Consider the following 12,404-nt stretch of genomic DNA (forward strand, 5'->3'; position numbering starts at 1 on the left):
TCTAACAATTTGAAGCTTTAAAGACATACTGTAATCGCGTTGGGTGCGTTTTACATAATTTATGTTTTCTTCCATAACGATCTTTTTTGTGTATCGCTATTTCAGGACGGGACATATAATAAATTTAAAAAGCACGGTTGTAACAACCGTGCTTTTTTTTGTCATTTTATTAAATAAACAGCTCTTATTTATTTAAAAAGAGTAAATTTGACGAGTTTTTTAAAAATATTACATGAGCGCAGCGCACAAAGACTTGCATACTAAATTAACATTAGGCGGGTTATTAGTTTCATTAGGAATAATTTACGGTGATATTGGAACTTCACCTTTATATGTAATGAAAGCCATACTTGGTGATCATATTATTAATGCAGATGTCGTTTTAGGAGGGATTTCTGCTGTATTTTGGACTCTTACGTTACAAACTACTATAAAATACGTCTTGATTACTTTGAGTGCTGATAATCATGGAGAAGGCGGGATTTTCGCATTATATGCCTTAGTTAAAAAAACAAAAATTCAATGGCTAATAGTCCCCGCAATTATTGGCGGAAGTGCTTTACTGGCTGATGGAATCATAACCCCCCCCATATCTGTATCTTCTGCTGTTGAAGGAATTAGAACCTATTATCCTCATATAAACACAATCCCAATTGTCATAGGAATACTATTTGTATTGTTCGCAATTCAACAATTTGGAACCAAATTAGTTGGTAAATTTTTCGCCCCAATGATGCTGCTTTGGTTTGGTATGCTTGCCGTTTTGGGCTCTATACAAATCGCACAACATACTGAAGTTTTCAAGGCCTTGAACCCCTACTACGCTTATCATTTATTATCCATTCATCCTGAAGGTTTTTTTGTTTTAGGCTTTGTATTTCTTTGTACAACGGGTGCTGAAGCACTGTATTCAGACATGGGACATTGCGGTCGAAAAAACATTAGAATTAGCTGGATTTTTGTAAAAACGGCTTTAGTGCTTAATTATTTTGGACAAGCCGCTTATTTAATCCATCACGAAGGAGAAACATTGCAAAGTTTAGGCGGGAAAAATGGAAACCCATTCTATCTCATCATGCCGGATTGGTTTCAACCTATAGGAATTATTATTGCTACACTTGCAGCAGTAATTGCTTCACAAGCATTAATCAGCGGTTCATTTACATTAATAAATGAAGCGATGAGATTGAACTTTTGGCCGAAAGTAAAAATAAAATACCCAACTGAATTAAAAGGACAATTGTATATTCCGTCAATAAACTGGTTATTATTCTTTGGTTGTGTGGGCATTGTATTGCACTTCGAAGAGTCTAGTAATATGGAACATGCCTATGGATTAGCAATCATATTATGTATGATAATGACGACTATTTTGCTGAATTTTTATTTAATAATGAAAAGAGTAAAATTGTATTTTATCATGCCATTAATTACCATTTATCTAATTATTGAATTTAGTTTTCTTGCAGCCAATATTACAAAATTTGCAGAAGGTGGCTATGTAACTCTTTTTATAGCAACACTATTAATATCTGTAATGACCATTTGGTATTTGGCTAAGAAAATCAATAAAAGCTACACCAAAATTGTTAAAATTGAAGATTACAAAAAAGTACTTGTTGAATTGAGTGCTGATTTATCGATACCAAAATATGCAACGCATTTAGTTTACATGACAAATGCCGGCAGAACTGATGAAATAGAAGAGAAAGTAATGTATTCTATTTTACAAAAAAGACCTAAAAGAGCTGATATTTATTGGTTTGTACACGTAAACATATTAACGGAACCTTATAAAACCGAATATAAAGTAACCGAAATTGTCAAAGATGATTTGTATCGTGTTGATTTCAATTTAGGTTTTAGAGAACCTACTAAGATAAACTTGATGTTTAAAGAAGTAATTAAAGATATGGTACAAAAAGGAGAGATGGACATTACCAGTCGATATGAATCTTTGAATAAAAACAATATTATTGGCGATTTCAAATTTGTATTATCTGAAAAATTCCTTTCAAATGACAGCGATTTAAGATGGCATGAAAAATTAATCATGAATTCTTATTTCTTTATTAAAAAACTAAGTTTATCCGAAGAAAGAGCCTTTGGTCTGGATAGTAGCTCCGTTAAAATAGAGAAATTCCCAATGGTGCTTCATGCTCCCGAAAATATTGGTTTAACTAGAGTTAAATAAGGATTTTAAACCTACTAATTTATAAAAAACACTGTTTTGAAAACAGTGTTTTTTTATGTCAAAAAATTAAAAAACAACATTCATTATTAAAAATATAACATTCAATCAATTAATAGTACCTTTGCACCTCAATTATTTAAAATGAGATTACACAGAAATTTAGTTTATACTACCATCGATGCTTTGAACGCCATATTTAATGAAGGCGAATATGCTGATAAAGTGGTAGCACGATCCTTAAAAAAAGACAAACGTTGGGGAAGCTCTGACAGAAAATTTGTTGCCGAAACCATCTACGAAATTGTACGTTGGAAAAGATTATACGCAGAAATAGCCGAAGTAAAAGAACCATTTGACAGAGACAATCTTTGGAGAATGTTTTCTGTATGGGCAGTTTTAAGAGGCTACCCTATTCCTGATTGGCGCCAACTGGAAGGAACTCCGGAAAGAAAAATAAAAGGACGTTTTGACGAACTTTCAAAAGTAAGAGCTTTGAAAGAATCTATTCCGGACTGGATGGATGAATTAGGGGTTAAAGAATTAGGAGAGAAAGTTTGGGCAACCGAAATAACAGCTCAAAACCAACCTGCTAAGGTAATTCTAAGAGTCAACACACTTAAGACAACCAGAGAAGCGCTACGCGCTATTTTGATGGATTTAAACATTGAAACAGAAACGTTGAAAAATCAACCTGATGCTTTAGTGCTAAAAGAAAGAGCTAATGTTTTCTTAACTGATGCTTTTAAACAAGGTTTCTTTGAAGTTCAGGATGCCAACTCCCAATTAGTGGCTGCTTTCCTTGATGTAAAACCAGGAATGCGTGTCGTTGATACTTGTGCTGGTGCTGGTGGAAAAACATTGCACATTGCATCTTTAATGGAAAACAAAGGACAGTTAATCGCTATGGATTTGTATGAAAGCAAATTGAAGCAATTAAAAATCAGAGCCAAAAGAGACGGTGCCTTCAATATTGAATACCGCATCATTGACTCTACAAAAATCATCAAAAAATTACACGAAAAAGCAGACCGTGTTTTAATTGATGCACCTTGTAGCGGATTAGGGGTTCTAAAAAGAAATCCAGATGCTAAATGGAAATTAAAACCGGAATTTATCGACAACATCCGTAAAGTACAATCGGAAGTTTTAGAAAGTTATTCTAAAATTGTAAAACCGGGAGGAAAATTAGTATACGCTACTTGTTCTATATTACCGTCCGAAAATCAAGAACAAATTGCTCGTTTCTTAACTACTGACATTGGAAAACAATTCAACTTTGTGAAAGACCAAAAAATATTAGCTTCAGAGTCTGGTTTTGATGGATTCTACATGGCTTTGTTAGAACGTAAAGAAAACTTAGAACAGAAAGAAAAAAGAGTACAGAAAGAAATAGAATAGAATATAGATTTAGACTACAAAATTCACAAAAAAAATCCTCGAACAAAATCGAGGATTTTTTTATGCATTTTATCTATGTTCTTTATTCTATTCTCTTTATAATACTCCTAATCATTCATCGAGATTAAAAACTCCTCATTATTCTTCGTTTTCTTGAAACGATCATTAATGAAATCCATCGCTTCCACTGGATTCATATCCGAAAGGTATTTTCGCATAATCCACATTCTTTGCAATGTTTTTTGATCCAATAACATATCATCACGTCTTGTACTTGAAGAAGTCAAATCGATAGCTGGGAAAATACGTTTGTTAGCAATTTTTCTATCCAATTGCAATTCCATATTACCGGTACCTTTAAATTCTTCGAAGATAACTTCATCCATTTTCGAACCAGTTTCAGTCAATGCAGTAGCGATAATACTTAATGAACCACCATTTTCTACATTACGGGCAGCTCCAAAGAAACGTTTTGGTTTTTGCAATGCATTCGCATCCACACCTCCACTTAATACTTTACCAGAAGCAGGCTGAACCGTATTATATGCCCTGGCCAAACGCGTAATGGAATCCAATAGAATCACTACATCGTGACCACATTCTACCAATCGTTTAGCTTTTTCAAGTACGATATTCGCAATTTTTACATGCTCTTGTGGTTCTCTGTCAAAAGTAGAAGCAATTACTTCACCACGCACACTACGTTGCATATCAGTAACCTCTTCCGGGCGTTCATCAATCAATAAAACAATTAAATACACTTCAGGATGATTTGCCGCAATAGCATTGGCAATTTCCTTAAGCAACATCGTTTTACCAGTTTTAGGTTGCGCCACAATCATTCCACGTTGTCCTTTTCCTATTGGTGAAAACAAATCGATAATTCGTGTTGAAATAGTACTTTGTTTTTCGGCTAATTTGAATTTTTCTGAAGGAAAAACAGGTGTTAAATGTTCGAATGAAACTCTATCACGAACTACTTGAGGATCGTGTCCGTTTATTTTTAAAACGCGTACTAATGGGAAAAATTTCTCCCCTTCTTTTGGTGGACGAACCACTCCTTTTACAGTATCTCCGGTTTTAAGTCCGAACAATCTGATTTGAGAAGTCGATAAATAAATATCATCAGGTGAAGCCAAATAATTATAATCTGAAGAGCGCAAGAAACCATACCCATCAGGCATCATTTCAAGAACACCTTCACTTTCTATAATTCCATCAAATTCAAAATCAGAAGCAGCAAAATTACTTTTCTTATTTTTAAAATTTGGATTTTGATTCCCGTTTCCATTTCCATTCCCGTTTTGATTTGGGTTTTGGTTAGGATTCTGATTTGGGTTCTGCTTATGTAATTGATTTGGATTTATCTTTTTAGCCGGTGCAGCAGTAGTTTCCGTTTTATCTTCAATGACTGCATCTACAACTTCTACATTCTCTTTGGCTGCTTCTTTTACTTCTTCCTTATCATTTTTTAAAGCAATTTTCTTTTCGTAGGCTGATTTATTAAATTTAATAATTTTACCTACTTTTTGCTCCCCATCTACTGGTTGTTCTGCAATTGGAGTAATATCCTCTTCTCTTGTTGTTGGTTCAACTAAAGGAAGATTTTCTTCAACTGGAGTACTTATTTCTGTTGCAGTTTCTTCTTTTTCAAACAGCGTATTTTTTACCGCTTTTTGTATCGCTACTTTTTTAACAGGAACGATTCGCGCTCTTTTGGGTTTATCGTCCTCAACATTACTTTCCTTTTTAGAATCTAAAGCTGAATCAACGTTAGTAGCCACTTGATGCTCTAAAATTTGACTAATTAAAGTATCTTTTTTAACACCGTTAAACTTTATGGTTTTAGCCGATTTAGCTATTTCTTGAAGCTCAGATAGCTTCATTTCTTTTAATGCAGAAATATCAAACATGAATGTTCTATGAGTTTAATTATTTTGGAAAATTGTAAAGATAGGTAGTAAACTTTTTTGTTTTGAATCAACCGCAGTATGAAGTGCTTACGGTATTATGATGCAATAATACGAATAAAATCTTATCATACAATAGTATTTATAAAAAAGAAAATATATTTTTGTAGAACAAATTCAAACCATGATACAAAGAATTCAAACCATTTATTTATTTCTTGCTTTTGTAGTGACAGGAATTTTACCGTTTTTCATTCCTTTATGGACAATGAACAATGGTAGTGATTTTTTATTCATGCAAGATCAAGTTTATGTAATCCTGTTTGGTTTAAGCACAACGCTTACTTTATTAAGTATTGTATCGTATAAAAAAAGACAAAATCAATTTGTCATTGGCAGATTGAACATAATATTAAATTTAATTTTATTAGGATTGTTTGTATATCATTCACTAAACTTATCTGGAGAAACACTCGCTGTTTCAGAGAAAGGTATTGGGATGTTTCTACCTGTAGTTGCTATCGTATTATTAGTCTTGGCTAATAAGGCCATCAAAAAGGATGAAGATCTTGTAAAATCTGTGGATAGATTGAGGTAAACCTATAAACTTAATTTATTAGTGCGAAGAAGACCCGAATGTAACAGTTCGGGTTTTTTTGTGCTTATAAATACTAAAAATCTTACTAAATAATCCATTATATTTTTCTAAATTTGAAACATAGTAATTTCATTATGAAAACAAGAACCAGAATCCATTTAGCAGACGATCATCAAATACTCATTGACGGAATCAGTACTTTACTGCAAACTATCCCTAATTTTGAAGTAGTGGGGTTTTCTTTAAATGGAACTACTATTTATGACGATGTTATCAATAACAAATCCGATATTCTTGTTTTGGATATCAACATGCCTGAAAAAGATGGCATTGAAGTCATTAAAGAATTTTTCGAAAAAGGCTTTCCCTGCAAGGTTATAATTCTTTCCAGTTATGACGAACTAAAATTGATCAAAGAAATCATGAAACTTGGTGCTAGTGGTTATCTGACAAAAAAATGCGCAGGCGAAAATATTGTAGAAGCTATTGAAGCCGTTTCCAGAGGAGAGGAATATTTTTGCCAATCCGTTAGAGAAAAAATCTTTAATTCATTTACAAAAAACAATCCAAAACTAAATAAATCAGAACCGATTACGAACTCCATTTTAACTGGACGCGAATTAGAAATCATCACTTTGATTTCTTTAGAATATAGCGGTAAGGAAATTAGCGAACAACTTTTCATCAGTGTCAATACCGTAGAAACACACCGTAAGAATATAATGAAAAAATTAGATGCAAAAAACACTATTAGCTTAGTGAAATATGCCCTTAAAAATAATTTGATTAAGCAATAAAAGTTCTTTTTATGCCTAAAATTCGAATTAACATTGTACTATTTCTATTGCTATTACTTTCTAGTGCTTCTTTTTTTGCACAAGAAAAAATACCTACTAAGGAAGAAATTACACTATTAGCAAAAGAGGCCAATAAATATATGAAAACGGGCAATTTTGAAAAATCACTCGTAAAATCAAGAATCGCTTTACATTATGCCATCACTGTCAAGGATGACAATCTCATCGCCTCTATTTACAATACCATTGCTGCAAATTTTGATGAATTAACAGAATTCGACAAAGCATTTTTCTACTACAAAAAAGGCTTGTTTTATGCCAAAAGAACAAATAATAGTGAATTAAAAAACTGGCTTTATAATAATTTAGGAAATATTTATTGCTTTGATAAAAAGCAATATGAAAAAGGAATTGTTTGCTACAAAAAATCGCTGGAATACAGTCAAAAAACAAATGATTTTGCTCAAATTGTTTTTACAAAACTCAATATAACTTGGGCTTACTTCGACATTGGTCGTTTTGACGAAGGTTACCCCTATTTAGTATATATAAATAAATACCACAAAAAATATGGTGATGAATCTACAATTGTAGCACTAAACATGCTCAATGGTATGTACAATAGCTATAAAAATAATACCGAAAAAGCCAATTACTTTTTTCAAAATGCCATAAAACACGGTATGGAAGGAAATGAAAAATCCGATTTGTCTTTTTCGCATTTAGAATATTCCAAGTTTTTATTAAAAAATAGAGCGTTCCAAAAAGCATACGAAAACCTGACTCTTTACAACTCAATTACGGCTGAACTTAATTATGAAGAAAAACTAAAAAAAACGAATGTTGCAGGAATTAACCTTGAGATTGATCGCTACAAAAGAGAAATTGACAACATAGAAACCAAATACAAAACCAAACAAAATTTACTAATAGAAAAACAGAATAAAAATAGAAAGATTAGTATTATTGTCATTTCGTTATTACTCCTAATCATTATTCTTTTTTATTTTTTATTTCAAAATACAAGACTAAAACAAAACAACAAACTGAAAGATTTACAAAGCAAAATTCAGGAAAACATCATCAACGCATCCATTAACGGACAGGAATTAGAAAGAAAAAAAATAGCTTCTTTTCTACATGACAACATTAGTGCCTTGCTGTCTTCTGCAGGATTACATTTAAATGTTTTCACATCACAAAACCTGTTACCACCCCAAGAAATACTAAAAACCAAAGCTATACTTGAAGAAGCTCATGATAAAGTTCGCGATTTATCCCATGAACTGATGCCCACACTTTTAGCACGATTTGGTTTGCTTTATGCATTAGAAGATTTATGTGAAAAAAACTCAAATTCCGTAATTGAATTTAAGTATTCGAGTTCCGTGTCTACAAAAACGCGTTATAATGAAGAATTTGAAATGAAAATTTATTTTATAGTCAGTGAACTTTTAAACAATATAACGAAGCACAGCCAAGCAAATTCTGCTAAGGTCACCATCCAAGAAAACAATAATCTACTTCAAATTCATGTCTATGACAATGGAAAAGGTTTTGATCCCGCTCATTTTCATATTCTTGAAGGTTTTGGACTAAATCAGATTCAAGCGAGAATAAACAATTTAAAAGGAGGTATTTCCATCGATTCAAAGCAACATTATGGAACATCAATTTATATTATTCTACCTATTACCGCTAAATAAAAGCTACCCTTTTTTCTCTATTTCTATAATTTCCAAATCTTTTATTTTATCCTCTTCAATTACAAAACGCAACATGGTGCGTACCTGATGAAAACCGCTTTTTCCAGCTGCTCCGGGATTCATATGTAAGAGATTATGTTTTTTATCAAATATTACTTTTAGAATGTGCGAATGCCCACAAATAAATAATTTGGGAGGATTCGCATCCATCTCCGCTTTAATATTAAGATTGTATTTCCCCGGATAACCGCCAATATGCGTAATCCAAACATCTACCCCCTCACACATAAAACGGTTGTGCAACGGGAATTCCAATCGGGCTTGAGCATCATCAATATTGCCATAAACACAACGCAACGGTTTTAGTTTTTTTATCGCATCGGTTACAACCAAATTACCAATGTCGCCTGCATGCCAAACTTCATCCGCCTGAACAACATATTTCAAAATGGTATCATCAATGTGACTGTGCGTATCCGAAAGGAGTAGTATTTTTTTCAAAACAGGTTTATTAGGAGCTATTTACAGCTATTCGCTTGTATCTTTTTATTCGCTGAAAAGGCTAATAAAAAGGATACCGCTGCTATCTGGGCTAGGATTTTGTGGTAAAATTAGACAATCAAATTCCAAATAAAAAATCCATTTAAAACTTAACAAACTTTTGCGCCATAGCGACTTCGTGACACAAAAATTAATAAGTATCTTTGCTACTTTAAAATATATAAAACTCGATTTCTTTCAGAACAATCTGAAATCTGAAATCTGAAATCTGAAATCTAACCTTGAGGTACTTCATAAAATTAGCTTATAACGGAACCCATTATCACGGCTGGCAATACCAACCTAATGCTGCATCAGTTCAGGAAACGATGAACAAAGCATTTTCGGTGCTATTGAATACCGAGATTAATCTTATGGGAGCCGGACGCACGGATACTGGTGTTCACGCCAAGGAAATGTACGCCCATTTTGATTTTGAAAGACCATTTGACATTCCAAATTTAGTTCACAAACTCAACTCCTACTTGCCCAAAGACATTGTTGTTTATACCATTATCCCTGTTCACGACGAAGCGCACACGCGTTTTGACGCGACTAAAAGAACGTATGAATACCACATCAACACGTTTAAAGATGTTTTTTCGCAAGAGCAAAGTTGGTATTTCCATCAAAAATTAGATGTAGATTTAATGAACGAAGCGGCCAAATTATTGTTTAATTTTACTGATTTTCAATGTTTCTCTAAAGTAAATACAGATGTGAATACATTTGACTGTACGATTTTTGAAGCGTATTGGACTCGAGGCACAGCCGAACAGGGCGTAGCCAAACAAGAAAATGGCAACCTTATTTTTACGATTTCGGCCAATCGTTTTTTACGAAACATGGTACGCGCTATTGTGGGAACATTAGTAAACATAGGATTACACAAGATAACACTGGATGATTTTACTGCCATTGTAGAAAGTAAAAACCGAGATAAAGCTGGTTTTTCGGTTCCGGCGCATGGTTTATATTTAACCAAAATAGAATACGATTACATTACGCAATAGCCCAGATAGCAGTGGAAATCCTTTTATGTTTTTTCTTTAAAAACATAAAAGATTGAAACGAATAGCTGGAAATAGCTCCTGAAAATAATCAGGATAAATCCAAAAAATATGAAAGCAAAAGCATTTGATACCCGATTATTCAAACGAATATTACAATATACGAAACCGTACCAATGGCGTTTTAATGGCGTGATTATTTTTGCTGTTTCGTTATCTATATTTGCGGCATTACGTCCGTATTTATTAAAGCAAACAGTTGATGGATACATAAAAACCCACGACCAACAGGGTTTATTGATGTATGTAATCCTGATGGGAATGGTGCTGTTGATGGAAGTATTTTCGCAGTTTTACTTTGTATATTGGGCAAACTGGCTGGGTCAAGATATTGTGAAAGACATTCGAACAAAACTGTTCAAACACTTGTTGAGTTTTAGAATGAAGTATTTTGATCTTGTTCCTGTGGGGCAACTCGTAACGCGTTCCGTATCAGATATTGAGGCAATTGCCCGTATTTTTAGTCAGGGATTGTTTATGATTATCAGTGACTTGATGAAAATGGTTGTGGTACTTCTTTTTATGTTCTACATGAACTGGACGCTGACTTGGATTGTAATTGTGGCTATGCCAATTCTGGTTTTCTTCACCCGAATTTTCCAAAAGAAAATGCAAGTGGCTTTTGAAGAAGTGCGTACGCAAATTGCCAACATGAACTCCTTTGTTCAAGAGCGTGTGACGGGAATGAAAATTGTCCAACTCTTTAACAGAGAAGATATAGAATTTGAAAAATTCAAAAGCATCAATGACAAGCATAATAGAGCTTGGATAAAAACCATTCTTTACAACTCCATCTTCTTCCCTATTGCTGATATTATTTCGTCTTTGACATTAGGTTTTATCGTGTTGTATGGTGGAATTAAAATATTAAATGGGGATCATTTTACCACTTTTGGAGATTTGTTTTCTTACACGATGTTTATTGGAATGTTGTTTAATCCATTGCGCCAAATTGCGGATAAGTTCAACGAAATGCAGTTAGGAATGATTGCGGCGAATCGTGTTTTTGATATTTTGGATACCCAAGATCAAATACAAGATACCGGAACAATTGAAGCGCCCATTTTCAAGGGAGATATAAAATTCGAAAACGTTCGTTTTGGTTACATTCCTGAAGAAGATGTAATTAAAGGAATTAACCTTGAAGTAAATGCCGGACAAACCGTTGCGATTGTAGGCTCTACGGGAGCAGGAAAATCAACGATTATCAACTTGTTAAACCGTTTTTACGAAATCAACAGCGGTTCTATTTATATTGACAATCACAACATAGAACATTATACTTTAAGTTCATTGCGTACCCAAATTGCAGTGGTGTTGCAGGATGTTTTCCTTTTTGCCGATACTATCTTCAATAACATCACCTTGAATAATCCAGCGATAAGCAGAGAACAAGTTTTGGCTGCTGCCAAAAAAATTGGCGTTCATGATTTTATTATGAGTTTACCTGATAATTATGATTTTGATGTCAAAGAGCGTGGCGTAATGCTTTCGTCAGGACAGCGTCAGTTAATTGCTTTTTTGAGAGCGTATGTGAGTAATCCAAGCATTTTAATTTTGGACGAGGCCACTTCATCCATTGACACCTATTCCGAAGAATTGATTCAACGCGCCACTGAAACTATTACTCAAGGCCGAACTTCGATTGTAATAGCGCATAGACTCGCAACTATTGTCAATGCTGATAAAATTGTGGTTATGGATAAAGGTTTAATTGTAGAGCAAGGCACGCATCAGGAGTTAATCAACCGTGAAAGTGGGTATTACAAGAACTTGTATGACTCGCAATTTTCGGTGGCTAATTAAGTTTTTCACTGCAACGTTTATTTGCCGCTAAGACGCAAAGGCACTAAGTTTTAAATTTGGTTTCGCTTCTTTTTTTGGAAATTATAAACAGAATACTTGAAAAAAGTAATTGATTTTCTTAACCATATAACAAGTGTAAGTTCATTTAAGTTTTGATTTCAATAGATTAGCTTAAATGAACTTACACTTCTTATATGATTTAAATTATATTTTTACTGGTTTAAAGAAAATCAGGATAACCCTAATTAAACTTCATTAGATTCATCGCTTAGTAAATGCAATGATTTCTATTGACAATACTGTAACCCTTTTTAAAATAACAGTGTTTTTTTGAAATTTTGTTACTTTAATACTTTATTTCATTGAAACTTTCTCAAAACAGAAT

General features: G+C 33.3%; 9 protein-coding genes. 7 read left to right on the forward strand and 2 right to left on the reverse strand.

The features are described from left to right. Positions 1-232: 232 nt before the first annotated feature. Both ACM55I_RS07300 and ACM55I_RS07305 read left to right on the forward strand, forming a co-directional pair. Positions 233-2,194, forward strand: a complete 1,962-nt coding sequence (locus ACM55I_RS07300) for a KUP/HAK/KT family potassium transporter (RefSeq protein WP_416846118.1) — start codon at positions 233-235, stop codon at positions 2,192-2,194. 141 nt (positions 2,195-2,335) lie between these two features. Continuing rightward, a complete protein-coding gene (locus ACM55I_RS07305; protein WP_039107732.1) occupies positions 2,336-3,592 on the forward strand; it encodes an RsmB/NOP family class I SAM-dependent RNA methyltransferase in 1,257 nt (418 codons plus the stop codon). A gap of 107 nt (positions 3,593-3,699) precedes the next feature. Here ACM55I_RS07305 and rho read toward each other — a convergent pair whose 3' ends face one another. After that, positions 3,700-5,505: a transcription termination factor Rho gene (gene rho, locus ACM55I_RS07310; protein WP_416846119.1), complete on the reverse strand. Its 1,806-nt coding sequence runs from the start codon at positions 5,503-5,505 to the stop codon at positions 3,700-3,702. A 181-nt stretch (positions 5,506-5,686) separates the two neighbouring features. On the opposite strand from rho, the gene ACM55I_RS07315 reads away from it, so the two are divergent. From ACM55I_RS07315 to ACM55I_RS07325, 3 genes are all read left to right on the forward strand, one after another. Then, complete coding sequence (locus tag ACM55I_RS07315) at positions 5,687-6,100, forward strand: DUF4293 domain-containing protein (protein WP_416846120.1); 414 nt, start codon at positions 5,687-5,689, stop codon at positions 6,098-6,100. Between the two features lie 134 nt (positions 6,101-6,234). Beyond that, the gene (locus tag ACM55I_RS07320; protein ID WP_416846121.1) at positions 6,235-6,897 is read left to right on the forward strand and encodes a response regulator; all 663 of its coding nucleotides are present in this window, start codon (positions 6,235-6,237) and stop codon (positions 6,895-6,897) included. Positions 6,898-6,908: 11 nt separating this feature from the next. Then, on the forward strand, positions 6,909-8,603 hold the full coding sequence (locus ACM55I_RS07325) for a tetratricopeptide repeat-containing sensor histidine kinase (protein WP_416846122.1): 1,695 nt from the start codon (positions 6,909-6,911) through the stop codon (positions 8,601-8,603). A 3-nt stretch (positions 8,604-8,606) separates the two neighbouring features. Here the strand turns inward: ACM55I_RS07325 and ACM55I_RS07330 are convergent, their stop codons facing one another. Further along, positions 8,607-9,104 carry a metallophosphoesterase family protein gene (locus ACM55I_RS07330; protein WP_416846123.1) on the reverse strand — a complete coding sequence of 166 codons (498 nt, stop codon included), beginning with the start codon at positions 9,102-9,104 and terminating at the stop codon, positions 8,607-8,609. Positions 9,105-9,385: 281 nt separating this feature from the next. On the opposite strand from ACM55I_RS07330, the gene truA reads away from it, so the two are divergent. Then, complete coding sequence (truA, locus tag ACM55I_RS07335; protein ID WP_416846124.1) at positions 9,386-10,156, forward strand: tRNA pseudouridine(38-40) synthase TruA; 771 nt, start codon at positions 9,386-9,388, stop codon at positions 10,154-10,156. 108 nt (positions 10,157-10,264) lie between these two features. Next, complete coding sequence (locus tag ACM55I_RS07340) at positions 10,265-12,019, forward strand: ABC transporter ATP-binding protein (protein ID WP_416846125.1); 1,755 nt, start codon at positions 10,265-10,267, stop codon at positions 12,017-12,019. Positions 12,020-12,404: the final 385 nt, after the last annotated feature.

Source organism: Flavobacterium algoris (assembly GCF_048158525.1).
In the GTDB taxonomy this organism is placed as follows: domain Bacteria; phylum Bacteroidota; class Bacteroidia; order Flavobacteriales; family Flavobacteriaceae; genus Flavobacterium; species Flavobacterium algoris.